Below are 24499 nucleotides of genomic sequence, written 5' to 3' on the forward strand. Positions count from 1 at the left end.
ATCATGAAGCTCGGGTTCTTTACGATGCCGATCCATCCTCTCGACAAGGACTGGCGGCAATCGCTGCGGGAGGATCGGGAAGCATTCCTGCTTGCAGATGAGCTCGGGTTCACGGAAGCGTATGTCGGCGAGCATGTCACCGACAAGGCCGAGAACATCACCTCCAGCGTCGCGTTCATTGCCTGGCTCGCAGCGGCAACCAAACAGATCAAGCTTGGAACCGGCACGATCAATATGCCGAATACCCACCCGGCGGCGGTCGCAGCATCTGTCGCTATGCTTGATCACATGCTTGATGGCCGTTTCATATTTGGAATAAGCCCTGGTGGATTGCTGTCCGATGCGGAAATCTTTGGCAATCTCGACGCTGACCGCAATGCCATGTTCCTCGAGGCAATCAATCAGGTCCTGGACATCTGGGCCGGCAAGCCACCCTATGATCTGCAGGGCAAATATTGGAATGTATCCGTCAAAAAGACGCTGATCGAGGACATCGGCCAGGGAATCGTCGCGCGCCCCTTGCAAACCCCTCACCCGCCGATCGTCGTGACCGCGGTCGCGCCGTTCTCAAAAGGCGTCACGGAGGCCGCTGCGCGCGGCTGGGATCCGATCTCGGCAAACTTCCTGATGCCCGCCTGGGTGAAGAGTCACTGGCCCAAATACGTCGAGGGCTGCGAGCGCGTAGGCCGGGCGGCCAACTCCGCCAATTGGCGCGTCGCCAAGAGCGTGTTCGTGTCAAAGGATGCAGCAACTGCGAAGACCTATGCGACGTCGCCCGACAGTCCCTACGTGTACTACTATCACCAGCTGTTCACGAAGCTGAAGCGCAGCGGCCGGCTCGAACTGTTCAAGACGCGGCGGGACCAGCCCGATGCGGAGGTCACGCTGGAGTCGATTTGCGACAAGCTCATCATCTACGGCACGCCCGAACGTGTGGCCGACCAATTGCTTGCGTTCCAGCAGGAGATCGGCCGTTTCGGAACCTTGCTTTATGCCGGGAAGGACTGGAAGGATCGCGAGCTTGGCCGCCAATCGATGATCCTGATGGCCGAGAAGGTCTTGCCGCACATCAATGCCGCCGGCGGCTCATCGACGTGAGGGAGTTTCGACGTGGCTTTCACTGATCGCATTCCGTACCAGGCACAGGTCGACCGGCCGAAGCTGACGTTACCTCATGGCAAGAAGCTTGCCGTCTGGGTCATCCTCAATGTCGAGGAATGGCGCATCGAGAATCCGATGCCGCGTACTGTGCTGAGCCCGCCGATGGGCCAGCCCCTGCTGCCCGACGTGCCGAACTGGTCTTGGCATGAATACGGCATGCGTGCCGGCTTCTGGCGGCAATTCAAGGCCCTCACCGACCGAAAGATACCGGTGACGCTGGCTGCGAATGCCAACGTCTGCAACAGCTATCCGCGCGTCGCGTCGGTCGCGCTCGAGGCCGGCTTCGAATTCATGGGACACGGATTCGTCCAGGGACCGATGCAAAAGGTGGAGAACCAGGCGGATGCGATCAAGCGCGCGGTCGACACCATTGCCGGATTCACCGGCAAGCCACCGCGATCATGGGAGAGCCCGGGCCTGACCGAAACCGAAGAAACGCTCGACCTCCTGCGCCTCAACGGGATCGAATACGTGGCCGATTGGGTGATTGACGATCTTCCGCAAGAGATCGCCACGCCGCATGGAACTGTGACGACAATTCCCTATTCGGTCGAGACCAACGACATAGTCATTCACGCCCTGCAGCACCTGCCGTCGGAACAGTTCCTGACGCGCTGCACCGACCAGTTCGATCGGCTGTATCTCGAAGGTGCGGAGAATGCCCGAATCATGGCGATTTCGGTGCATCCCTACATCACGGGGGTCCCACATCGAATCAAGTACCTTGAAGCCCTGCTCGACTACGTCATCGGTCATGACGGCGTGGCGCTCATGACGGCGAGCGAGATCGGCGACTGGTATCGAGATCAGATGGCGCGGAAGTAATCCGGCTCAGCCGACGACTTTGATCGGCGCCCTCCGTCGATCGGTCGCGCTCTCCGCCATCCGCTCAAATCCCGCGAGGAAGATGTCCAGCGCGTCACTGATCATCTGCGCCTTGTCCTCGAGGACAGGCGCTTCGTAGATGTATTTGCGTACGCCGTAATAGAAAATGCCGCCGTGAAACACCCAGGCCAGTTCCAGTTCGGCAGCGCTGGGCCGGCTCTGCGTCGCGAGGCCGGCGTCGTGGCGGCACTCCCTTAGAATGCGGGTCAGGATCTTGTCCTTGACCATGCCAACATACCAGCGATTGATATCGAGACCCTTCAGGCCCGAGTAAAGGTAGATCCTCAGCCATCTTCGATTGAAGATTGCGTCTGTATATACTTCGTAGAACACTTGCAGCCGCACACGGAGCGGACGAGATCGATCAGACAGCAATTTCTCCCAGCCGATTTCAAGGGGTTCGAGATAGACCTTGCGGTAGACCTCCTTGATGAGATCGTCCTTGCTCGGAAAATAGCGATAAAGCAACGGCTGGGTCACACCGAGTTTGCGAGCGAGGGCACGCGTGCCGCCGCCGAACCCCTCCTCCGCAAAGAACTCGGTAGCCTTGGTGACGAATTCACTGCGACGGTCGTCAGCTGATAGTCGCTTCTGCTTGGTACGAACTCGCTTGACGGTCATCTTTCGATTCATGATGGCTTGTCACCGTCGTCAGCCAAGAACCGGCCAAAACCTCCCCGCGAGAACAACAGCGGACTGTTCACGCTGTAAGCATAGGCTTCCACCGCTCCGAGGAAAATGACGTGATCACCGCCGTAGTAGCGGTTGGCGGCACGGCACTGGAAATTTGCGGCCACGTCGGCAAGCACTGGAGCGTTCCCAAGGCCTGGAGTCCAGGTCACACCCGCGAACTTGTCACCCGACGATTTGGCAAACTGCATCGCCAACGTCTGCTGCGACGCAGCAAGAACATTGACCGTGAAGTGGCTGGCATTCTGGAAGATCGGCAGCCCCTGCGAAAACATCCCCAGGCTCCACAGCACCAGCGGCGGATTGAGCGACACTGACGCGAAGGAATTGCAAGTAATTCCGTACGGCCGTCCTTCGGCCGACATTGCGGTGACAATCGTTACACCGGTCGCAAACGTACCGAGCGCATTGCGAAAGTCGCGAGGATCGATCGTCGAACTGTCGCTTGCGAGCTCGCTGGCCGGATCCGGTGGATGTTTGGGTGAGTCGGACATCCGGCCAGCCTCAAAGCGTCAGGTTTTCGGACGGCAGCCCAAGAGCCACCCGCCCGTAATTGGTGCCTGCCGCGTCGAAATTGAAGGCAAGATGCGAGTTCACCGCATGCGCATCGCGGAATTGACGCTGCAATGCACCTGATGTGAACAGGCTGCGCGCCCCGCTCGCCGCGAACAGGAGAGACACCGCTTCAGTGCACAGATTGACCGCGAACGCGCCATCGCGCCGGAGCTTCGTCTTCGCAGCAATGCCCGGGATATCGCCACGCCGAACCTCCGCAAGCACCTCGACGCAGTTGGTGCGCATGATCAGCCGCGCGCCATCTATCTTCGCCGACGCTTCAGCGATCTTGATTTGTGTGCTCTGCAGGTCCCCGATCTTGGCCCGATTGTATGTCGAAGCGCGGTATCGCGCGATCTCGACATAATCATCAAGGCAAGCCTGGGCATTTCCCAGGCCAACTCCGGACAATACGTAGGGAAATAACGAGAAAACCGGAAGCATGTAAAGCGCGCTCGGATTGACAACGCTGCCTGGCGTCGCACCACCGGCAAGATCGCTGACGGCAACCGTCATATGCTCGGGAACGAACGCGTCAGCTACCCGCACATCGTTCGACCCGGTTCCACGCAAACCGGCGGCATTCCAGGTGTCTTCGATGCTGTAGTCCCGCCTGTTCAGCAGGAACAGCCGATACTCGACACCATCGACCTCATCATCCGACGCAACCACGCTCGCGAGCATGTTCCACCCGCATGCTTCTACCCCGGATGAGAACGGCCAATGACCACTCAGGATATATCCGCCACTTGTCTTCCTGGCCCGACCTGCTGGGAAAACGAAGGAAGATGCGATCAGGGTATCGGGATTGTCACCCCACACGGCGCTCTGCGCCTCCGGCGCGAACATACCCAGCATCCAGTGGTGGCTCGCAAGATTGGCAAAGTTCCACGAAACCGAAGCGTCGCCCTGCCCCAGAGCATCAGCACAGTCGACGAGCGCAACGTAGTCGAGTTCGCTCCCTCCAACACGCTTCGGCTGCAGGATTCGAAAGAGCCCGCTATCATGCAGATCCCGCTCTGTCTCCGCTGGCAACCGGCGCAGCTCTTCGGTGCGCGCCGCCCGTTCTCGCAAGGCCGGCACAAGCCCTCTCGCTCGTGCGACCATCAGCGAGTAAAGATCCCGGTCCGGCGCTGGCGGCATCTTCGCGTCGAGCCCGCGGCCAACCTCAACCATGGTCTCTTCCTTTGTTCGATCTCCAAGACATTCGGGCGATCGGGCCGATTGGCTCAGTTTATCGAGCGATCACCAGAGATCAAGACGCGTTAACCTGCGTCGCGCCAATTCGAGGCACGGAATCGACAACCGCCGCCACCCGTTGAGGGAACGCATGCATCCGCACGAGGCAGGTCACTCCAACACTCTCTCGCGGAAATTCGATGTGGGGTCCGAGGTCCGGCTGACACCGGTGGCCCGCCGAAGGAGCCACCTGAAACCGGAAACGCAAAAAGGCTCCGGCCCATTCGACCACCGGGCTCGCCACCTCGCCGAACTGTCGACAGTTGCCCTATCCTCCTCCGAGGATTAGACGAGCTCCTTTCGCCAATACAGCGTGTGGTGCCATGCCCAGGGCGAGACCGGTTCGAAGAGCCTATAGCCCAGCCGGATAAAGTTATTGGCCGAAAAAACGTTATCGGTCGTGTCCGAAACTATCGTTTTGCAGCCGGCCCGCCGCGCTCGCGCTTCCAGCGCGCGAGTAAGCCGCACTTGCAGGCCGTGGCCGCAATGCGGCATGGCAACGCCAACACGGCTCAGATACCCCGCGTTGGCAACATGCGTTGAGGGAATGACGCCAGCAAATGCAATTGGCTTCGCTCCGTAGAACGCAATCCACCAATGCCCGTGCTCGAAATCCGGCGCACGGGTCCCGTCGCAGAATATCAGCCGATGGAGCTCGGCAAGTGAGTCCGCGACCTCTTCATCCTGCGCGTCGACCTCGCAAATCCGGTACATTTGCCGCCCTCAAGAATTTCATTGTCGGCCAAGGTGCCCAGACCAACGATCTGGACGCGTCCGCCCGCGCCAGGGGCGAGGCAAGTTACTTTCCGAGCGTAGCTTTGATGCCCAGCCAAACGGCTCCGAGAAAGCCCGTGGCGATGACAGTAATCACTGCCTTGAAAGTGTAACTCTGCGCCTGCTCGACACTTCGCCGCCACCGCCGCAGGTGCTGAAAATCGGCGCGCAGCTCGCGTCGATCTCCCTCTTCAAAGCCGAATGAGGTCAGGACTGTGGCGATGGTCTTGACCACGACGGCATCGATGTCGCTTCTGCGCACCCGATCCTGTTCGATCAACGTTGCCATCACGATTGCCTTGACATCGGCTTCGCGCATCGGGTCACCGTCGTATGATGCGGGCGACATTCTCAAACGTTCGCTTTCCAAAGTAGAAGCCCATGATCATGCCGGCCCAGGTGCTGACATCTCCGGCTAGTTGCGGCGTTGTCCCAAGGCCGAGAACTTTGTCCCAGATCACGCATTTACCGGAGCCTCTGCCTCCGAATGCCCCCTTGTAGCGCGCGGGCTGCAACAACGGCTCGAACACTTTTGCGGTTGGAATTCTCAGGATCGACAAGGCTGCTCTCGATAGGCAAAGTGGCTTGCGCCGGGCGGAGTCCTCGGCGATCGTCAGCCGTGAACCGTCACTGACGAGGGCGCGGCCGGATCAGGCCCGCAAGCCAATCATCGAAATCCGTCTCCGGAACCTCGGGCTTTTCCGGAAAGCCAAAAACAGACGGAGGCAGAAATCGCATGGGCTGTCCGCTGAACGGGCTCAGCGGCCTCATCGCGTCCGAAGGCGTACCCGCCGGCGGAGCGGACGCTGGAAAGCGTTCATCGAACGTAGCGGGCCGGCCACTGGGAGGCATCGAGCCAGGCGGGGCGAACGGCATGGCCGGCGCTCCGGCGTCGAATGCATTTTGCTCCTCACCTGAGAGCGGGATACGAACGAGACGCCGAAGAGACGATCCATCGCTCCTCGAAGCCTGCGAGGGACTGTCAGGCGGTGCGACCAGTGATAGCGTCTCGTAGAGCGGTTGCGACGACGTCGCCGATCCCGGCGAAAACTGTCCGCCGGTGCCGAAGCGGCCGAAGGCCCCAGAATTCGTTTGCCCCAAATTGTAGTAGTCATCGGGCCACTCTCGCCTCGCATTGTTGCGCGGCAACAAACTCTGCGGAGGAGAAGCAGGATGATTGCGTGAATTAAGAGGGTCATCGCCGTAGAGCTCTTCCCAATAGTCGCGATTCGAATCGTATAGGGCTCGAGCTTGGGCATAGTTGTGAAGACCGAACTCTCGCTTGATCCGGTCTGCATATGCTTCGGGCTTACTCAAGTCGCTATGGAAGAGCTCCCGGAATGCCTTCAGACCCTCCCCTTTCACGGCTTGCAATAGAAGCCGTCTTGCGAATTCATCTAAGAATAGCTGCCACACTAGCAATCTCCACTCCAGCGTAAGGTACGGGAAACGAAAACGGGCTAAGACAGCAAGCAATCTTCAACGTGCGCCGACGCGCCCTCATTTAGCTCGCTCGTGGAGTCGCCGAAGCGCGAACACGCAACGCGGCGGCCGAGCAATCTGACGCTCAACCTCTGACGTGCTGAAGATTAGGATGCGCTCTCCTTGCTGCGTTCAGAGGCGACTGGGTCACCCAACGAACCATAAGACCGCGGCTAGATAGAGCGCGCAGATGAGAAGCCCAATACTGCTTGCGACGCTCGCTCCAAGCACCAACCTTCCGGGGCCATCGCGCCGACCGCCAAGCCAACTGAATTCCCTTTCGTCGCAATAGTAGGGGGCTACTTGAACACGCCCAAACGAAACGAGCGGCACAATGAGCCGAGCAACGGTGTATCCGATCACATCAACGATAATGTAGAAGAGCAACTCAACGATGGCCTGGATAATCCACATTGATTGTTGCCGCGGAGGCACTCCACCTGAACACGCCGTGATTGATATCATGCTGTCGAACGAGCGGGTAGAGCGACTTCGTTGGAAGAGATGCACGATACGGCGACCATCCGTGGTAGCCGTCCGACCTCGCATGGATGTGATTGAACGTGCCTGGAGCGAGCTTCGACAAAGCGGCACGACCCAGTCGCTGGAATACGCGGGGCTGCGACCGCGGCTCTCAGGTCTCTTCCCCTTCAACCTCCTCGGGTTCGACGATAATCCTCTCGATGCGGTGCACGAGTTCGAATGCGCCGTCGCCATTTTCGATCGCCTGCGGCGCTTTGCCCCAGCCGCGATCGAGGATAGCATTGGCGGCGGAGACCCGGGCGGCCGGCGTTGCGCTGGTCGATCGCATCACGCCGACCAACACGTTGATCGCGCTTCTCGTATGACTCCTCGCAAGCGAACGGATCTGTGTAATCGTCTTCGCCACTCACTTCTCCTGCCAATCGGACGGGAGATATTCACTCGGAGCCGTGTCCGCGTGATCCGTACCGGGATCGGGATCGGGCAACGTAGAGCGAAATGCGATCGTGGGAAAGTCCGACTGTTCACGATCCCGGCGCGGTCGCGGGATGAACTGGATGATCTCGGCGCTCATGCCGCCTCCAGCAATGCAATGGCGATCAGACTCATGACCGCGAGCGATATCGGATAGGTCATCATGCAAACCTCGTTGGTCGGCCAACAGCGCGCGATGCGGCCATGAATGAATATGCGGCAGATCGCGCAGCGAGCGGCGATCTTTGGGGCGCGAACCTTATCCCTGGCGAGTGGGGCCGCGGGCGGCGCCGGCTTTCGCCGCGCCGCGCGGACCGGCGCGTTCGCGCGCACCGGCCAATTCGTGCTCGCTTCAAAAGAGTTCGGACGGCGGCGCGCAGACGACGCTCAGGCGACGGGCTGGGAGGATGTGGCGTCGTGACGTTGCGGCCGCCGTCCGATCGGTGAAACGGCAAAGAAAAAGCCCGCCGCGGATCGCTCCGCGCGGGCTCAACAATTTCTGATTTTCCGATTATGCCCCTGAGTTGCCCGACGTGTCAACCGCTTTTACAAACTGAATCCGATCGGTAAATTGCGACGCGCCAGTTGCTACAGCGGCCGTACACTGTTGCGGCGGGCATTTTCAAGACCGACAAGGCTGCCGATAAGGCAAGACCGCGTGCGCGCCGAGTTGCTTCCTTGCTGCGATGGTCGCCCGTGGACGGTCACCGACGAGGACGTAGCCGGATCAGGCCGGCAAGCCAATCATTGAAATCCGTCTCCGGAACGTCGGAATTGTCCGGAAAGCCGAACACCGACGGCGGCAGATATCGCATAGGCAGTCCACTGAACGGGCTCAATTGTGTCACCCAAGCTGAGGACGCACCTGCCGGCGGAGTGGCCGCAGGAAACCGTTCATCGAACGCAGCGGACCGGCCAGGACGTATTGTCGAAGCGGGAGCGAACGGTACGGCCGTCGCTCCAGCGTCGAACGCTGTTTGGCCCTCGCCTGTGACGGGTACGCGCACGAGACGTCGAGCATCTGCCTTGCCGGCCTCCTCCCGCGAACCGTCGTCTGGTGCCGTAACGGAGGACGGCGCCGACATCCATCGAAGCAGCTGCCGGCCTCGCGCTCCAGCGGCCTGCAAAGTCCGTCGGCGCATCAGCCAACGCCTGGGCCACTGCGGCTCGGTTTGCCAGATATGTCGCGCCCGCACCATCTGCGCCAATCTGCGGAATATATGGAGCGTGATTTTGCGCAGCATTCCACTTGCTTCTCAACACCCGCTCCGGGGTTGGACCCTGTTTGTAAAACTGCACCAGCAGCGCTCGTTGCAGCTCGGGGCTCAAGCCGTTCCAGGCGTTGATCCCCGTTGTCGGATCTCCGTTGACGCTCATGTTGGATTGATAGACGCCAAGGCCATCCCGCAAATACGCAGCCATCGATGATGCCAAAAGAGCCTTGTCGCTTCCGTTCTGCAACGCGACGCCTGCAGAGAATAGATTGTTCCTATAAGGCGCGAAGCCGGGGTCGTCCGGGTTATTCAGAATCGCGCGAATGGCGTTCTGGAATTTCACTCCAGCCGGGCCATAGTCAATAAGCAGACCATTCTTGAGCTTCTTTTGAGCATCCGACCCAACCGTTATCGCGTTTGGATCGGAATTGTACCGATGCAGGATGTAGCTGGAAGCTCCCTGCAGGGGATCAGATGGATTGATTTTCGCTCCTCTTTCGAGCGCCTCTCCTAGAAAGCGAATTGCCAGATAGGTTGAGCCCGTAAGCTTCACCTCGTTCCGGTAGCTCGCAGTCTGGTCGAATTGCTCCTGAGCGAGGCTTCCGGCAATCGCCTCGGCGGGCACTCCCAACCTCGCTGCCGCAGCGATGATCTCAGGCGCCATCGATTGAATATCAGCAAGTGTTTTCTTGCTATATGACGGAAGGGGGTCCATCGATATCCTATTCGCCGACTATGATGATGATTTGGCCAAGTTATCGGCTTAAGCAAGAATCCAGAGGATAGCCGCGAATCCAGCCCAATTGGCCAAGGCGCTGGTGAGGACCACCGTGCTCCATAAATTCACGCGGGTTACCCACGCGATGCCTGCCAATATTGCTATCAGGACAATATTGGGGACCGAATTCATGAAGGGCCAAGGAATGAAGAGCGAACAAGAAAAGTCGAGCATGGTCACGAACGCCCAGGTCGCAACGGCGAAAACGATGCCAAAGGACAGCATCAATCGATAGATCGTGGGACGAAGGACCAAAAAGTATGTTGGAAGCACGCATCCAATACAGGCGATCGTGCAGAGATTATTGATCGTAGGCAGCCCGTTGATAAGTTCACAGTCCATGGACAGTCCCGCAGAAGATATATGCGTGAGCGCCTTGTTAGTCAGGACTGCTCCCGTTGCTGAGCCAAGCGCGTCCGTCAGCGCGCTTACGAAAGAACCGAGATAAGAGCACAAACTCCCGCCCAATCGACAATGACGCATGCCAGCACTACTATGCTCTGCTCCACAGGCGCATGCGCGTTAGCCGTTTGATGCGCGCCAGTATCGCCAGAAGGGCGACAGCCAGCGGCGAACACCACAAGAGCATGTTGATCGCAAGCAATCGAATGGCAGGGTGCGGGAAGGGAGACAGCAGTACTGCCGTGATCGCGATCGCCAGTGCGGAAAGACCAAAGGCGATCCCCACAGACAGGATCAATCTGTACGCCGCAAGACGACGATGAAGGAAATACGTTGAAAACACGCATCCAATAGCGGCAATTGTGAAGATGTGATTGATCGCGGGTAACGCGTCAAAAATCTGACCAGCGTCCATCAACGGATTCCGCAGAAGCGCCCCACCTACGCCATCGCCCGTCCGGCTGGGTCAAAAGAGAGGCGCACTTGGCTCTTTGAGACTCACCCGTACAAGATAGCAGGCCTCCCTTGTCCGACCCGAGCATTTGTTGCGTATGGTTCAGGATTTTTTGTGCAAGAGGATAGACAGCTTGGACCAATGATCTGCGCAAGACAATTTTGCAGACCCTACCCGGCATTCATCGCAACGGCAGTCATTGCAGTACATGTAACCATAGATAGGAATGTGCGGCAGATCGCGCAGCAGGCGGCGATCTTTGGGGCGCGAACCTTATCCCTGACGAGTGGGGCCGCGGGCGGCGCCGGCTTTCGCCGCGCCGCAGGACCGGCGCGTTCGCGCGCGCCGGCCAATTCGTGCTCGCTTCAAAAGGTTCGGACGGCGGCGCGCTGACGACGCTTAGGCGACGGGGCCGGGAGGATGTGGCGTCGTGACGTTGCGGCTGCCGTCCGATCGGTGAAACGGCAAAGAAAAAGCCCGCCGCGGATTGCTCCGCGCGGGCTCAACAATTTCTGATTTTCGGATTATGGCCCTGAGTTGCCCGACGTGTCAACCCGTTCTTGCGAGCTGAACACGATCGGTAAAATATGATGCGTCGGCTTCGATGGTGAGAAACCTCCTTCACCGAAAGTCCGCTCATGATCCCGGAATCGCAACACGAGCTGGCGCCGATCGCCCTATGCTTGTTGCGATGATGTCAGTGTGCCGCTGAGTTGCCCGACGCGTCAAACGGACGAGCGGCTCGCAGCGCTTGTATCGACATCAGGACAGTTTTTTGGCTCGCGTCAGTTCAACCGACCCGCGCCGCCGTTAGATTGCAGGAAGGAAGCGCCGATGTATTTCGTTGCTGCCGTGCTCGCGGTCCTGTCCGGCCTGTTCTATGCCGCAGGCCATCATCAGATCGGCTCCATCGGTGCCACCATGTGCCAGTATGGCGGCATCTTCTGCGACAGCCCGGTGCTGGTTCTCGTCGGTGCGGGGTTCGCCGCGGCGTGGGGCATGCTCGTCAGCGTGCGCTGATCATCCCGCGCGCACGCCGGCATCTATTGCGGCGGAATCGGGTTTGCCGGTTGAGCCGGCTTTGGGCCGGGTGGAACAGGCTCTATCGGTGCCTTGGGCTCAGTCGGCACCACCCTTGCGCCAGCCGCACGTGCGGCCTCGCCTGTCGTCGAGTAATTGGCGGAAGCGGCCGGCTGAACCTTCGGCTTGCTCCACGGACCGTGGTCGACGACCAGCATGCCCAACACGCCGAGGATCGCAACCACCGCCGCAACCAGCAGCGGCGTGCCACCATGCCGATTCCGATGCTCAACCGGACGGCCATCCGATATGCCATGCACCTGCATTGTCATGATCGTCTCCTCCACGGAAACAAGCCGCGACCGGCGCGTAAGTTTCCGGTTCCCCGATGTGAAAGCGAGACATGTTGGTGGAACCAATCCATAGCCACCGAATTTCCACGATATGCGGCCGCTACCGGCCGTTCAAAGCACGCCCGGATTGCCAAACGTGACGGCACCTGGGCCTTCAGTGAAATCGCGGCACGGCACATGAGCTCCGAAACACCCGAGTCTCCGCTTCAGCCCACGCTCGGTGAGCGAGCGATCGACACCGCGACCGACGTTTCGCGAACCATTACGGAGGTGTCTGACGGACTTCGCGCGGCCGCCGATCGCCTCAGCGAGGCGATCGCAAGCTCGCGCCGGCCGGGCGGAGCCCTCGCCACGGTGAGCGCGGTCACGCGCGAAGCGCCGCTCGCAAGTCTGTTCGTTGCGTTTCTGCTCGGCATTGCCGTCGCGCGCCGGCGCTAGGCGTCAATGCGCGGCGAGGACTGTCCTAGAATTTGCCCTTCGTGGCGTCCTTGGTTGCGGACATCACGCTTCCGCTGATCTGCCGCATATGTTCGCCGGCATTGGTGAACTGGCTGCGCAGGAATTCCGACTGGATCCGCATCGCCTCCTGCAGATCGGTCGCGTGCACGAGCTTGCGCGCATGCTCGAACGCCGCCTTCATGTTCTGCTCGGTGAACGACAGCGCCTGTTTGGAAATCTCGGTACCGGTACCCGGCATCGCCGTCATCGACTTGCTCGCGGCATCAAAGAACAGGCTGAAGGCCTGTTCGGCCTGGTCAATGGTCTTTTCCGCGAGATCGCGCAGCTCGGCGGGAACTTCAAGCTTCGGTTCAATCATGATCGCGCCCCCTGAAATAAGCGTCGGCAGACGTTAGCATAGATTGTGACGGCGTCAGCGCCGTATCGCCAACGATGAGAGGTCCCGCTCGCTCCGGTGGCCGAGGAAAAATTACCTAGCGGCGACTGGACTGCGCCATCGCCGGATTCCAATCATGTCAGCACTGTGGCATAGTGATTCGGCCTCGTCGTTGGTCGCGTTCTCATCTCGCGTCTCTTGGGGAATAAGGGGATCCGATGCTGCGCGCCGTTCGTCCGACACCGACCTGCACCCGCTTCAAGACCAGCATAGAGATGCCGTGCATGAAGTGCGGCACACAGATGCGGCTTGCCTTGATCGAGCCGCGCGACCAAGTCTACGACGTGCTGACCTATCAGTGCGCGCCCTGCAATTCCGGCGAAAGCTTCCTGAACGCGCGCTAGGCTGCCGGCACGTTCAGTCGTTCAACACCGCGGCTCCCGCTTCCGTCAGCTCGGGCGCGCCGTCATGCAATTCGACCAGACCAAGCTCGGTGAGGATGTCCAGATCCTCGTCGCTGACCGGTGACAATTTGAGCCTGCCGGCCTGGATATCCCGGAGGGTCCAGCGCAAGCCGATGGCGCGCTCGAGTGAAAATTCAGCGAATGGATTGTTTGCCATTCGCCTCGACTAGTGCCGCATTTGGATCAGACTTTGTCTTTGCCGCGGCGGCTTCATGGACAGCACAGATTGATGGCGAGCTGGCGCGATCGAGGCATCTGGCGCCCCCATCGCATCATCGCTCCAGGTGTCTCTCGCTGCGGCTCAGTACCGATAGGGATCGATATCGAGCAGCGGGAATGCGCTGAACACGCTCGGCAGATTGGTCGGCGTCGCCGGATGCAGATAGGACTTGTCCAGTTCGGCGAAGCTCGTGACGCCGAGCAGACCGAGGCAGCGGATCACCTCGTCCTCCAGCAATTCAAGCATCCGGACGATGCCGCCCTCGCCGTCCGCGGCGAGCGCCCAGCACTGCAGACGACCGATCCCGACAAGGTCGGCCCCCGAGACGATGGCCTTCACAATGTCGGTGCCGCGGCAGATCGAGCCATCGACCATGATCTTGGCACGGCCGGCGACGGCCTGGACGATCTCGGGCAGGACATGCATGGACCCACGGCCGTGGTCGAGCTGCCGTCCGCCATGATTTGAGACGTAGATCCAATCGACCCCGTGATCGAGCGCGATCCTCGCGTCTTCGGCGGTAGCTATGCCCTTGAGTATCAGCGGAATCTTGAACTTGTCCTTGATCAACTTCACCGTTCGCCATTCCAGCCCCTTCTGGAAATCGCCGCCGGTGGCGCGGATGCGGCTCTCGCGGACATAGCGCTTGGCAATGTCGCGCTCACGCCGGCTGTAATGGGCGGTGTCCACGGTGAGGCAGAACGCGGCGTAACCGTTGTCAATGCTACGGCTGACCACATCCTCGACGAAAGCATCGTCGCCGCGCACGTAGAGCTGGAAGATGCGTAAGGCGTCAGGCGCCGCCTTGGCGGTATTCTCCAACCCGGGCTCGGACACCGAGCTCAGCATATGCGCCGCGCCGAACGTTCCAGCGCCGCGCGCGACGGCCGCGCCCGCGTCGGGATCGAAGATCTCGAGTGCACCGACCGGCGCGATCATCACGGGAAGCCGGAGCTTGCGGCCGAAGACCTCGGTGGAGGGATCGACTTTGATGACGTTGCGCAGGACGCGCGGCCGGAACGCGATCTCGTCGAGCGCCATCCTGTTGCGGCGCATCGTGGTCTCGGTCTCCGAGGCGCCGACGATGTAGTCCCAGGCATTCTGATTGAGTTTGGCGCGGGCCTTTTGCGCGAATTCGTGCAGGTTCTGGTATTCCTCGCCGCTGGCGCCGAGTTCGACATTGCGCACCTGCCGAATGGGGGTCCCGTCATTCATGGTGTTTCTTCTCCCGATTTGGCCGGCACATTAGCCGCAGACAAACCGGAAAAGCTACCACCTTGACCCACGAATCCGGCCAGCGAAGGCCAGCTATTCGCTTGTGAGATAGATCGGATTTCGACGCGACGCCGCCGCCTCCGGATTGACCTTGCTCGCTCCTGCTAGCTGCCCGAAAACCGGTTTCGGTACTCGGTCGGCGACACGCCGAGATGGCGCAGGAAGGCCCGCCGCATGCGTTCGTCATCGCCAAACCCCGCGCGCTTGGCAACCTCGACGACGCCGCCGATCTGGCGGCTTTCGAGCAGCAAGCGCGCGGTCTCCACGCGCAGCGCCTCGACACCGCTCGCAGGTGTCATGCCGGTGCGGCTGACATAAGTTCGGGCAAAGGTGCGCGGCGTCATCCCGGCCTTTTCCGCCAGCGTCTCGACCTTGAGGTCATCAGTGATGTTCTCGATGATCCAGGCATGCAGCGCACTGAAGCGTCCCTCGACGTCCGACGCCTGGGCCGCAAGCACGGTCGAGAACTGGCTCTGGCCGCCCGGCCGCTTCAGAAACACCACAAGTCTGCGCGCGACGTCGAGCGCGATGGTGTGTCCGAAATCCTCTTCGATCATCGCGAGCGCCAGATCGATGCCGGCGCTGACGCCCGCCGACGACCAGACATGTCCGTCCTTGACGAAAATCGCGTTGGGCTCGACGCGGATATTGGGAAAGCTGTCTTGCAAACGAGGACAATAGCGCCAGTGCGTTGCAGCACGTTTGCCGTCCAGAATTCCAGTCCAGGCCAGCGCGAATGCGCCGAGGCAGACCGATGCGATACGGCGCGCCTTCGGCAGCGCCTTCGCAATCCAGTCCATCAACTCGGCGTCGTTGCGGATCTTCCAGATGCCGGGCCCGCCGGGGATCACCAGCGTGTCGACCTCGGCAGGCGAAGCACTGGCGATCGGCGCCGTGTCGATCATCATGCCGACATCGGTCGGTACCAAGCCACCAGACGTCGACAGATAGGATAGCGAGTAGTCCGGCCCGGGCAGTTCGATCGCCTCCAGCTCTGCGAACACCTGAGCCGGTCCCGAGATGTCAAGCAAGGTCACGCCCGGAAAGGCAACGATCGCGATCCGCCGCGTCGCTTTCCTGTCGCGCGGCTCAGGCCGGGGCGGTTTGGCAGCTTTCGAGGGCATATTGTCCTTTAAGCCATTCGAGGCCGCCCTGTATAGGTCGCGATGGAATTCTGGAGTTCTGCCATGTCGCGACATCTGGGCAGCGGGTACGGGGCGATCAAATCACCGTGGGCGGATTACGCAATCTACAGCCTACCCGACGCCTCCCGGATCGAAGCCTGCGACCGTCAGCCGCTGATGGACGCCATGAACGGCATCATCGCCGTCAACTGGCAGGCCACCGAGCCGCATTGGACAGCAACCTCCTCGCCCTTCGACAAGAAGTACAGCCTGATCCTCGTCTATGACGGCTCCGGTCTCGTGGCCTTCTCGGTCTACCGCATCCTGCAGATGTCGGCCGGACTTGGAATCTATCGCAGCGGCACCGAGGTGCTCCCGGCGCACCAGGGGCGCGGCTTGTACGGCTTCTTCACAGCGGAAGTTCTGAAATGCTCGGGCGCCACTGAACGAGCCGACGGCAACGTGCTCTACGGCTGGCGCACCCGCAACCCGATCGTCTGGGCAGCGAACGCTAAGATTTGCGAAAAAGTGTCTCCATCATTGCTCGATGATGCGCAGGACCCGGCACTGCAGGCGGCCTGTGTTGAGATGTGCACTTCGCTCTATCCGGGCAAGCCGCTCGAACTGCCCGATATGATCATGCGTGGCGCTTACGGCCACATTAAGCACCATCGGCAGGCCTATCATGGCACCGCGTCGCTGGTCGATGCCGCGATGTCGCGAAAGATTCCGAATTCAGCGGATGCCCTTTTCTCGGTGGGTTACGCGAGGGTGTGATGTCGATGCTCGGACAACAAGCCGTTTACGCCCCGACGTCGCGCTTCACCGATCGCGCTTATCTCGCCTGGACGGCCGTGGCGATCGCCTACGCCATCGCGTTCCTGCAGCGCGTGTCGCCGCAATCGGTCAGCCTCAGCTTCATGCGCGACTTCAACACCGACGCGGCCGGTGTTGCGATGCTCGCCTCGAGCTACTTCTGGGGCTACACCTTGATGCAGATTCCGGCCGGCCTTCTGGTCGATCGTTACGGCGTCAAGCGCGTCGTGCTCGTCAGCATGATCGCCTCGTCGCTCGGCAGCGCGGCGTTCGCGCTGGCGCCAAACCTGCTCGACGTCTTTGCCGCACGCCTGATCGTCGCCTGCGGCGATGCGCTGGTCTTTACCGCACTTTTGAAGCTCGTCGCGCAGAGCTTTGCCGATGAGCGGTTCGGCATGATGTCGGGCATTTCACAGGTCTCTGGCTATGTCGGCGGCGTGATCGCGACCACACCGCTCGCCGCCGCCGTCTCGGGGTTCGGCTGGCGGGCCTGTTTCCTGTTCATCGCCTGTATCGGCCTCGCCAACCTTGCCTTTGCCAAGGTCACGCTCAAGCCTGATCCGGCCTCGCACAGCAACAAGACGCTGAAGAGCGTCGTGATCGCTGCGCGGCAATCGCTTACCCATGTCGCGAACTGGGGTTGCGCGATGACGTTTGCGTCGCACTTCGCGGCCGTGACGACGCTGTCGGGCGTCTGGGGCATTCCGATGGTCGCCCACTTCTTCCATATCACCCCAACGGCTGCCGGCACGCCGCTGCTCGCCTTCATGATCGGCAATGCGCTCGGCTCGATCTTCCTTGGTCACGCCGCCGATCGTGCCGCCGCAGCGCTCGACCGTGCCCTGATCGGCATCTGCGTGTTGCGCATGCTGCTGATCGCGATGCTGCTGCCGCCGGTCGCCCAGACCTTCGGTCTCGCCTACGTCACCGTCGTGTTCACGATTTTGGGCCTCGTCGCCGGCGGCACCGTTCCGCTGGTGCTGAAATGCGTCAAGAAGCTCTACACCTCCGACTTGATCGGCGTGGGTGCTTCCGTGAACACCACCGCCGCCGGGATCTTCGCCGGCGTCTCGCAGCCGATCATCGGCTTTGCGATGCTTACCGCCAGCAACGCCTCCGGCACCGACGCCCTGCACAACGCGGCCGCGATCGGTGACGGCGGTTACAGCGCCTTGATCGTCATTCTGCTTCTGATGTCGCTGCCGGGTATTGCCGGGCCGCTGATGATGAGAAGCAAGTTGATAGCTCGTTAGTGTCGTTATGAGTGTAGGGGGTGTTATGGAGCGCTTGTTCTTGAGAAGAGGCGACGTTGCGTCGAACTTTCCGGTCAGCAGCTGGCAGAGCGTGATGTTCTCCGAGTTTGAAGCGCAGATGAGCAGCGAGGCAAGGCCGTTCCCTTGCGTGTTCGGGGTGACCGGACATCGCCAGGATCAGCTCCGGTACCTATTCCTCGATCCGTACGATGTCGCGGTGCTCGGCGAACAGCTCGCACAATATGTTTCGGAGGCGCGCTCGTTCGGCCCCAACACCTCGTTGATCGTATTCACGCGGCCCCGCCCGGTGCAGACGCTCGACGCCTATTATCGCAAGATGTGGCTGACGCTCGACCAGCTCGCGCGCCTGGATAAGAATCCGTGGCCATCAAACATTCCGGAACAGATCGACCACCCGATGTGGGAGTTCTCGTTTGCGGGCGAGCCGATCTTCGTCGTGTGCACGACGCCCGCCCATGTGATGCGGCAGAGCCGCCGATCCAGCGCCTTCATGCTCACGTTCCAGCCGCGCTGGGTATTCGAAAAGATCCTGGGGACGGAAAAGGCGGCGAACGCCGCATTCGCCGAGGTGCGCAAGCGCCTGATCCCGTACGACAGCGCGAGCCCCTCTCCGCTTCTTGGCCGCTACGGCGCGACCGATGGCCGCGAATATCTGCAGTACTTCCTGCACGACGACAACGCTGCAAGCGGAGGCTGTCCGTTTGCCAAGCTCGCGCAGAACAAGACGCCACCGATCGCGAACAAGGAACAGGCAGCATGACCCAGATCATCGCCGGCACGAAGACCGAATTTGCCATCGATCCGGAGATCCTGAACCTGCTCCCGGCCCAGGGTTCGGTCGAGCTGCAGCACGATGCGGCCGGCAAGGTGCATCACTTCCATACCCATCCGGTCGATGAAATCCTGATGATCATTAGCGGCCGGCTGAACTTCATATGGGACGACGGCGAGCGGGTCGTCGGCGCCGGCGACACCATCTTTCTGCCTGCCGGTACCCGGCATCAATCCGAAGCGCTCGAGGGCGGCGCGATCTACGTCATCGCGACGCAGCCGCCTGCCGGGCCGATGAACAACTAACATTCAGGGAAAACGCGAACACCTCAGGACAGTGAAGGATCGCGCGGCGGGTTTACCGCCAAACGTTCGACCAGCTCGATGACCTCGGAACGCTGGCCGGGCGCAAGTCGAAGGAGAGCCTTCAATAGTCGCAGGCTCTCCAGTGTTTCGCTCGATGGAGCTCCGAGCTTCTTCTGCAGCTCTGCAACATATGTGGGATTTTTCATCTCGCACCTTAAGTGAGGATTACGAATGGCATACCCAGGTAAGCGTGAAGGCTTGGCCCAGAAGGTCGACACCGCAGCTCAAGAGGCCGAACGCCTCGGCCTGACCACGGCAACCTTGATACTCCGGATGGCACGCCTCGAGATCGATCGGGCGGAGCCCGAGGAGGTTGAAAGTATACCAAGGAACAACTTGCGCAGTAAGCCGAACTGAGCTCCGGACACGGGCCGGTTCCGGCTCCACGGGCCGCCGGTCCGCACCGAGGCCGTGAACGACGTCGGACGAGGCGAGAGGCTTTGCTCTCGCCTGCGGTCAGGTTGTTTTACGTGTATTTGATCTTTGGTGCAGACTGACCGGCTAGCCGGTGTTGCCTGCCTTGCCGAACGCACCCGCCTCGGCCAACGCGGCGATGCGCCGTTCGTCATAGCCAAGCGTCTTGCTCAGCACATCCCTGGTGTGCTGACCAAGCAGCGGCGCCGCGACGGGATCGACCGTCGGCGTCAGGCTCATACTGACCGGCGACTCGATGTTCGGAACCGAGCCGGCGGTTGGATGCGCGATCTTGCTGAGGCGATCACGATCGCGCACTTCGGGCGCGTTGAACCCTTCCTCGACGGTGCGCAGATATCCGACCGGGATGTTGGCCTTCTTCATCTTCGCCATCCAGTGCTCGAGCGTGTCGCCCGCGAAAACGCTGGCGATGATGCCGCGCAGCTTCTCCTTGTTGGCGGAGCGCGCCTTGCGGTGAGCAAACTCGGGGTCGGTGACGAGATCCGGGCGTTCAAGCACGTCGGTGACAAGCCGGCGATAGAGCCGGTCGTTGGCGCAGGCCATATAGAGCGGACCATCGGACGCCCGGTAGACGCCGACGGTCGGTGAACCGTTCGGAGAGTTGCCGAAACGGCCGGGGTTGTTGCCATTGATGAGATAGGCCATGCCATAGAAGCCGGTCATTGACACCGCAGTGTCGATCAGCGCGACCTCGACCTGCTGTCCGCGACCGAGCCGATCCCGCGCAATCAGCGCCAGCAGGATGGCGTTGCAGGCCGACATGCCGGTTGCCATGTCCACAATCGGCGGCCCGGTGCGCACCGGTTCTCCGTCCGGAAAGCCGTTGAGCGACATGAAGCCGCTTTCGGCCTGCGTGATCGGATCGAAGCCGGGGCGCAGCGCGAAATCGCCTTTGCGGCCATAGGCCGAGATCGAGCAATAGATCAGCCGCGGATTGGTTTCCGCGACCGACGCATAGTCGAGGCCGAATTTCTTCATCACGCCGCCAGAGAAATTCTCCACCACGACGTCGGCCTTGGCAATCAGCGCGCGCGCGATTTCGAGCGCAGCCGGATTGTTGAAATCGAGCGCGATGCCCCGCTTGTTGCGGTTGAGGCTCAGATAGGCTGCGCTCTCGCCGCCGATTTCCGCGTGCTCGTAGGCGCGCGTGTCGTCCCCGCCGTCCGGATTCTCGATCTTGATGACCTCGGCCCCGAAGTCGGCCAGCGTTTGGGTGCAGGCCGGGCCGGCGACGACGCGGGTGAAGTCGACAACCAGCAGGCCATCGAGCGCCGTCGGAACTCCCTCCCCGCGCGGCGCGCGCCCTGGCAATTCTGGTCTGGTCATGATCCGGCGCTTCCTCTGTTATTTTGTCAGGCGAAATACGACGGCCCCCTGCCAGGACCGGCACTGCACGCCTTTTAGCGGAAGCCCGTCACCAAAACCAAACCCGGATTTTGCAGGGCGGGACCTTCGCCCGACATGGCTGTTGTCGGCAAAGGAGGGCCCGCAGTGCCGGCACGCTCCGACGAATTGAATGTCAGGGAAAGCGGCATGATGCCGGAGCTGGAGGTGCGTCCGGCAAGCGGAAGGCGAACGACTGGATACCGGCGGGTAGCAACAGTCGGTTGCCACCCGCTTTTGTCATCGAGATCCGCCGCGCTATTCGGCGATCATTTCGCCGGAGCCGCCGAACTCGGCCGGAAAGTCCTTCAACTTCGGCAGGCCGTCGCGGATCGGCAGCACCGCCTCGGAATAGTTGACGTGAACGCCAGGGCTGAACTTCAGCGTCGGGATCGTCGCGGTGAACACGTCGACGAGCCCAAGCGTCGGGTGATTGGTCATCAGGTGACCGCCGCACTTGGTGCAATATTTGCGCTGGCTCATCGCGGTCTTCTCGAATGTCGCGATGTGGTCGGCGCCCTTGGTCACCTCGACCGCCTCAGGCTTCCAGAGACTGAACGCATTCACCGGACCGCCGGACCAGGAACGGCATGAACGGCAATGGCAGTATCCCATCGCTTCGGGCTCCCCCGTGACCTTGAGCTCGACGGCGCCACAGAAGCAGTTTCCAGTGTGATTCATCGGTCGGTTCTCCTTGGGTGAAGTGATCGGATTCCGCGCCGGCATCGACCCACGTTACTCGTGGTGTTCGCGATGCAGGATAAGACGTAGGCGGGCGTAGCCGCTGCGAACTCCCTTGTGGACGTACCAGACCATTTCCCGCACAAGAGGCAATCACATTGCGCTCGCATGCAGGCAGGTCGTCGACGCGAGCGAAGTTACATGAGAGTCCGCGCCGCTGTCGACCATCTTCCACCCGGCACGGCCGCGCACATCGCCGATCACCCAAGGATGGTGCTCAGTGTGAGGCAAGGCACAGTGCAGCATTGTGATGAATCGCTGTGGTGCCGGTTGCCTGCACGGCAACCGGCATATCGGCACTTCAGCCTGGATCAGCGTTAACGGTCCTTCGCGGGAACCCGGTTCGGTGTGACAAGTCCATACATCAGCGCCAGCCGATCCAGGCACTCCTTGAGGCGCCGCGCGAAATAGTCCTGCCAGCGCTGCGTCCGCAATCCGCGTCGCTGCCCGACCTGCTCCATGGTCATGCCAAGGATCAAGACATCATGCACAAGCGCCGAGCCATCGGCGCCAAGCTCATGCTCCGCGCGATTCAAGCGCAAAGTCGCCTGGCGCTGTCCCTCCGTGATCGGCTCACGCTGCAGTCCGCCGTCAACATATTCGCGCGTCGTATCCACCGCGCGAGGGCCACGCTCGGCCTTCTCCCAGTCATTCTGGAAGGCCCGGCCGCCCCGATATTGTGTGTCGTCGATCTGCCGGTGCGCATGCAACCGACCGAGCGAATCGTTGCGGATCGAGCGGAACGCAACGATCTTCTCGCCCGGCTGGATTGCAAGGGGATCGTCGACCTCGACGGTCGCCACCTCGGCATTATAGGGCAGATCCTGGGAGCGCCGGTCATGCGTTCCGGCGGGATCGTACGGCTTCCGGCGTTTTGCGCGCGGCATCGGTGACCTCCAAAATGTCTGATGATGGGCGCGCGGAATCTCTCCGCGCGATCGCGGTTGCGGACCGACACCCGTCGGCGGGAAGATGGCTGTCTCAGGTGGTCCCGACGGCTTGAAGCCAGGCGTCGTTCAGGACCGGCCTCGCCGAGGCCTCGGGATCACGGCTCAAGTGAAAATGCGGGCTGCAGTAGCTCGAGCCCGGACGGCGCGGATGACCACAGAAGGTCATGGTTTCGCCGTCGGCGTCCCCGCCATAGGGATAGCGGCAGTCTCCGGGTTGGAGATCGAGCAATGAGAGGTGCCGTGGCGCGACCGCTGCACAGCGAAGTTGGGGCATCTCCACCAATTCGGTGAAGATCTTGGGGTAATGAAACGGATCGAGCTTCGGCTCGGCCTGCACGTCCCGCAGTCGGCCGATCCGCGGGAGCTCCGGCAGGACCGGCTTGGGTAGTTCGAGATGTCCTGGCAGGGACGGCTCGGGTCGATCGAGGCCTGCCAATCCCATGCGCTGCGCCCGGCTGAGCGCCGCGTTGCGCGTGTAGGCCGTATTGAAGGTTGCGTTGATCGTGTCAGCTATTTCCGAATAGGACAAGCCGCGGGCGCGCAGGTCCTGCAAGGCAGCCGAATGCTCCGGCAGCCAGTTCATCATTTCCATTCCGAATTCCCATTTTTGTCATTCCGCCGGCGCCTCAAACAACTTCCGATATTCCGAACAGAAAGTCAAGCTTGATTTCTGATAATCGTAACGGTAGTAATGTATCCGGGTTTGGAGAGGATGGAACATGCTGGACGCGGCACTGATCGAACGAGCACTGGAAAAGACAGGAAAGAGCAAAGGCGGGCTGGCCCGCGCGATGGGAGTTCGGGCCGGAGCGGTGTCCGAAATCCTGTCGGGAATACGATTGATCAAGGCATCGGAGATCGCCCCGATCATGGAGTATCTGGAGCTGAACTCGGTGCCGATCGTGGGCCGGGTCGGCGCCGGCGCCTCGATTCAGCCGGAGCTCGAGCAGGTGCCGCCGGAGGGGCTCGGGGAGATCGAACTCCCGTTCCCGATGACGGAGGAGACCGTCGCTTTCGAGGTTTCGGGCGATTCGATGCTGCCGAAATACGAGAACGGCGACGTCATCGTGGTCTATCGCGAGCAGCGCTATCCGCTGTCGAGCTTCTACGGAGAGGAAGCTGCGGTCCGGCTGAAGAGCGGCGAGCGCTACCTGAAGACGATCGAGCGCGGCAGTTCTTCCGGAACCGTCAACCTCAAGAGCTTCAACGCCAAGCCGATCAACGGCGTCAAGCTCGAATGGATCGGCGAGATCTGCGTTACCCTGCCCCGCGGCCAGATCGAGCGGCTGCGTGGCAAGACGGCGGCGAAGGGACGCAAATCCGCTCCCAAAGGCGGCCGATCGTCCGAGAAATAGCAACGCTGCTGCCAGGGCCGGCCAGACCGATTCGGATGCCACCGCACCGGATCGGCCTGGGCGGGCACGTTCGAATTCCGATTGCCGGCAATTTCTCTTGACATAATTCTGATTATCGGAAACAATGGTAGATGACAGTCAACGCATCGAACCATCACATCAGGCAATGCAGTATTTCGTCGTGATGATTGACTACGGCCGCCGTGGCCGCGAGGCGATCGTCGATCCCGAACTGACGCGGCGCGAGGTCGTCTCGCGGGTCGCGTCGGGAGAATATACAAACGTCAGCTTCATTCACGAGATTGCCGGGTGTTCGGTTGAGGATGTTACGGACGATATCCTTTCCGAGGCCGCCCTGCCCGAGATCCCCCTGACCGGCGCGGATCTGCAAGCCAATACGCTGGATCACTTCCGCGACCGGCGGAAGCACGAGCCAATCTGACGGCGCTCGCGTGGTGATTGCGAAAACGTGATCTTTCTTGATCCGACCACTTGGCCGGAACCCGAAACGGACTAGATAGGGTTC

At 61.0% G+C, this 24499-nt stretch carries 33 protein-coding genes; 12 read left to right on the forward strand and 21 right to left on the reverse strand.

All coding sequences use genetic code 11. The features are described from left to right. Positions 1-3 precede the first annotated feature (3 nt). Positions 4-1098, forward strand: a complete 1095-nt coding sequence (locus QMZ05_RS00150) for an LLM class flavin-dependent oxidoreductase (RefSeq protein WP_353699079.1) — start codon at positions 4-6, stop codon at positions 1096-1098. A gap of 12 nt (positions 1099-1110) precedes the next feature. Then, entirely contained in the window at positions 1111-1986 is an 876-nt protein-coding gene (locus QMZ05_RS00155; RefSeq protein WP_353698923.1) for a polysaccharide deacetylase family protein, read from the forward strand. Between the two features lie 6 nt (positions 1987-1992). Here the strand turns inward: QMZ05_RS00155 and QMZ05_RS00160 are convergent, their stop codons facing one another. The 9 genes from QMZ05_RS00160 to QMZ05_RS00200 form a co-directional block, all read right to left on the reverse strand. Further along, complete coding sequence (locus QMZ05_RS00160) at positions 1993-2667, reverse strand: TetR/AcrR family transcriptional regulator (protein WP_353698924.1); 675 nt, start codon at positions 2665-2667, stop codon at positions 1993-1995. Positions 2668-2675: 8 nt separating this feature from the next. Next, positions 2676-3230, reverse strand: a complete 555-nt coding sequence (locus QMZ05_RS00165; protein WP_353698925.1) for a flavin reductase family protein — start codon at positions 3228-3230, stop codon at positions 2676-2678. A 10-nt stretch (positions 3231-3240) separates the two neighbouring features. After that, positions 3241-4467 (reverse strand): acyl-CoA dehydrogenase family protein, encoded by a 1227-nt coding sequence (locus QMZ05_RS00170; protein ID WP_353698926.1) that lies wholly within the window; start codon positions 4465-4467, stop codon positions 3241-3243. A 348-nt stretch (positions 4468-4815) separates the two neighbouring features. Beyond that, positions 4816-5244 (reverse strand): GNAT family N-acetyltransferase, encoded by a 429-nt coding sequence (locus tag QMZ05_RS00175; protein WP_353698927.1) that lies wholly within the window; start codon positions 5242-5244, stop codon positions 4816-4818. Positions 5245-5329: 85 nt separating this feature from the next. After that, positions 5330-5623: a hypothetical protein gene (locus tag QMZ05_RS00180; protein ID WP_353698928.1), complete on the reverse strand. Its 294-nt coding sequence runs from the start codon at positions 5621-5623 to the stop codon at positions 5330-5332. A 4-nt stretch (positions 5624-5627) separates the two neighbouring features. Beyond that, the gene (locus tag QMZ05_RS00185) at positions 5628-5864 is read right to left on the reverse strand and encodes a hypothetical protein (RefSeq protein ID WP_353698929.1); all 237 of its coding nucleotides are present in this window, start codon (positions 5862-5864) and stop codon (positions 5628-5630) included. A 67-nt stretch (positions 5865-5931) separates the two neighbouring features. Next, positions 5932-6720, reverse strand: a complete 789-nt coding sequence (locus QMZ05_RS00190) for a hypothetical protein (protein ID WP_353698930.1) — start codon at positions 6718-6720, stop codon at positions 5932-5934. Between the two features lie 700 nt (positions 6721-7420). Beyond that, positions 7421-7675 (reverse strand): hypothetical protein, encoded by a 255-nt coding sequence (locus tag QMZ05_RS00195; RefSeq protein WP_353698931.1) that lies wholly within the window; start codon positions 7673-7675, stop codon positions 7421-7423. After that, a complete protein-coding gene (locus QMZ05_RS00200; RefSeq protein ID WP_353698932.1) occupies positions 7676-7843 on the reverse strand; it encodes a hypothetical protein in 168 nt (55 codons plus the stop codon). It abuts the gene before it with no gap. 114 nt (positions 7844-7957) lie between these two features. On the opposite strand from QMZ05_RS00200, the gene QMZ05_RS00205 reads away from it, so the two are divergent. Next, positions 7958-8164, forward strand: a complete 207-nt coding sequence (locus tag QMZ05_RS00205) for a hypothetical protein (protein WP_353698933.1) — start codon at positions 7958-7960, stop codon at positions 8162-8164. A gap of 473 nt (positions 8165-8637) precedes the next feature. Here QMZ05_RS00205 and QMZ05_RS00210 read toward each other — a convergent pair whose 3' ends face one another. The 3 genes from QMZ05_RS00210 to QMZ05_RS00220 form a co-directional block, all read right to left on the reverse strand. Beyond that, positions 8638-9672 carry a hypothetical protein gene (locus QMZ05_RS00210; RefSeq protein WP_353698934.1) on the reverse strand — a complete coding sequence of 345 codons (1035 nt, stop codon included), beginning with the start codon at positions 9670-9672 and terminating at the stop codon, positions 8638-8640. Between the two features lie 48 nt (positions 9673-9720). Then, on the reverse strand, positions 9721-10077 hold the full coding sequence (locus QMZ05_RS00215) for a hypothetical protein (protein ID WP_353698935.1): 357 nt from the start codon (positions 10075-10077) through the stop codon (positions 9721-9723). A 151-nt stretch (positions 10078-10228) separates the two neighbouring features. Next, the gene (locus QMZ05_RS00220) at positions 10229-10552 is read right to left on the reverse strand and encodes a hypothetical protein (protein ID WP_353698936.1); all 324 of its coding nucleotides are present in this window, start codon (positions 10550-10552) and stop codon (positions 10229-10231) included. Between the two features lie 873 nt (positions 10553-11425). Here QMZ05_RS00220 and QMZ05_RS00225 point away from each other — a divergent pair. Both QMZ05_RS00225 and QMZ05_RS00230 read left to right on the forward strand, forming a co-directional pair. After that, complete coding sequence (locus QMZ05_RS00225; protein ID WP_074125408.1) at positions 11426-11611, forward strand: hypothetical protein; 186 nt, start codon at positions 11426-11428, stop codon at positions 11609-11611. Between the two features lie 530 nt (positions 11612-12141). After that, entirely contained in the window at positions 12142-12402 is a 261-nt protein-coding gene (locus QMZ05_RS00230) for a hypothetical protein (RefSeq protein ID WP_146987613.1), read from the forward strand. A gap of 25 nt (positions 12403-12427) precedes the next feature. Here QMZ05_RS00230 and QMZ05_RS00235 read toward each other — a convergent pair whose 3' ends face one another. After that, the gene (locus QMZ05_RS00235) at positions 12428-12781 is read right to left on the reverse strand and encodes a phasin (protein ID WP_021080362.1); all 354 of its coding nucleotides are present in this window, start codon (positions 12779-12781) and stop codon (positions 12428-12430) included. 236 nt (positions 12782-13017) lie between these two features. On the opposite strand from QMZ05_RS00235, the gene QMZ05_RS00240 reads away from it, so the two are divergent. Then, entirely contained in the window at positions 13018-13203 is a 186-nt protein-coding gene (locus QMZ05_RS00240; protein WP_050419149.1) for a hypothetical protein, read from the forward strand. 13 nt (positions 13204-13216) lie between these two features. On the opposite strand, the gene QMZ05_RS00245 is transcribed toward QMZ05_RS00240, so the two are convergent. From QMZ05_RS00245 to QMZ05_RS00255, 3 genes are all read right to left on the reverse strand, one after another. After that, positions 13217-13420: a hypothetical protein gene (locus QMZ05_RS00245; protein ID WP_353698937.1), complete on the reverse strand. Its 204-nt coding sequence runs from the start codon at positions 13418-13420 to the stop codon at positions 13217-13219. A gap of 144 nt (positions 13421-13564) precedes the next feature. Further along, entirely contained in the window at positions 13565-14698 is a 1134-nt protein-coding gene (locus tag QMZ05_RS00250; protein WP_353698938.1) for an alpha-hydroxy acid oxidase, read from the reverse strand. A gap of 164 nt (positions 14699-14862) precedes the next feature. After that, on the reverse strand, positions 14863-15882 hold the full coding sequence (locus tag QMZ05_RS00255) for a DJ-1/PfpI family protein (protein WP_353698939.1): 1020 nt from the start codon (positions 15880-15882) through the stop codon (positions 14863-14865). Positions 15883-15945: 63 nt separating this feature from the next. Here QMZ05_RS00255 and QMZ05_RS00260 point away from each other — a divergent pair, with 63 nt between their 5' ends. From QMZ05_RS00260 to QMZ05_RS00275, 4 genes are all read left to right on the forward strand, one after another. Next, a complete protein-coding gene (locus QMZ05_RS00260; protein ID WP_353698940.1) occupies positions 15946-16659 on the forward strand; it encodes a hypothetical protein in 714 nt (237 codons plus the stop codon). After that, complete coding sequence (locus QMZ05_RS00265; protein WP_353698941.1) at positions 16659-17951, forward strand: MFS transporter; 1293 nt, start codon at positions 16659-16661, stop codon at positions 17949-17951. The genes QMZ05_RS00260 and QMZ05_RS00265 overlap by 1 nt, the downstream gene beginning before the upstream one ends. A 118-nt stretch (positions 17952-18069) precedes the next feature. Further along, entirely contained in the window at positions 18070-18732 is a 663-nt protein-coding gene (locus QMZ05_RS00270; RefSeq protein ID WP_353699080.1) for a YqcI/YcgG family protein, read from the forward strand. After that, positions 18729-19049 carry a cupin domain-containing protein gene (locus QMZ05_RS00275; RefSeq protein ID WP_353698942.1) on the forward strand — a complete coding sequence of 107 codons (321 nt, stop codon included), beginning with the start codon at positions 18729-18731 and terminating at the stop codon, positions 19047-19049. The genes QMZ05_RS00270 and QMZ05_RS00275 overlap by 4 nt, the downstream gene beginning before the upstream one ends. 23 nt (positions 19050-19072) lie before the next feature. Here QMZ05_RS00275 and QMZ05_RS00280 read toward each other — a convergent pair whose 3' ends face one another. The 5 genes from QMZ05_RS00280 to QMZ05_RS00300 form a co-directional block, all read right to left on the reverse strand. Then, positions 19073-19255, reverse strand: a complete 183-nt coding sequence (locus QMZ05_RS00280; protein ID WP_279706803.1) for a hypothetical protein — start codon at positions 19253-19255, stop codon at positions 19073-19075. Between the two features lie 355 nt (positions 19256-19610). Beyond that, the gene (locus tag QMZ05_RS00285; protein WP_353699081.1) at positions 19611-20873 is read right to left on the reverse strand and encodes a CoA transferase; all 1263 of its coding nucleotides are present in this window, start codon (positions 20871-20873) and stop codon (positions 19611-19613) included. Between the two features lie 312 nt (positions 20874-21185). Next, complete coding sequence (locus QMZ05_RS00290) at positions 21186-21608, reverse strand: GFA family protein (RefSeq protein ID WP_024582032.1); 423 nt, start codon at positions 21606-21608, stop codon at positions 21186-21188. 377 nt (positions 21609-21985) lie between these two features. Beyond that, positions 21986-22555 carry a DUF6456 domain-containing protein gene (locus QMZ05_RS00295; protein WP_353698943.1) on the reverse strand — a complete coding sequence of 190 codons (570 nt, stop codon included), beginning with the start codon at positions 22553-22555 and terminating at the stop codon, positions 21986-21988. A gap of 94 nt (positions 22556-22649) precedes the next feature. Further along, complete coding sequence (locus QMZ05_RS00300) at positions 22650-23210, reverse strand: GcrA family cell cycle regulator (protein ID WP_353698944.1); 561 nt, start codon at positions 23208-23210, stop codon at positions 22650-22652. A 127-nt stretch (positions 23211-23337) separates the two neighbouring features. Here QMZ05_RS00300 and QMZ05_RS00305 point away from each other — a divergent pair, with 127 nt between their 5' ends. Both QMZ05_RS00305 and QMZ05_RS00310 read left to right on the forward strand, forming a co-directional pair. Beyond that, on the forward strand, positions 23338-23973 hold the full coding sequence (locus tag QMZ05_RS00305) for an XRE family transcriptional regulator (RefSeq protein WP_050419158.1): 636 nt from the start codon (positions 23338-23340) through the stop codon (positions 23971-23973). 166 nt (positions 23974-24139) lie between these two features. Next, positions 24140-24415: a hypothetical protein gene (locus QMZ05_RS00310; protein WP_353698945.1), complete on the forward strand. Its 276-nt coding sequence runs from the start codon at positions 24140-24142 to the stop codon at positions 24413-24415. Positions 24416-24499 lie beyond the last annotated feature (84 nt).

It is taken from the genome of Bradyrhizobium sp. INPA03-11B (genome assembly GCF_040446015.1).
GTDB classification, from domain to species: domain Bacteria; phylum Pseudomonadota; class Alphaproteobacteria; order Rhizobiales; family Xanthobacteraceae; genus Bradyrhizobium; species Bradyrhizobium macuxiense_A.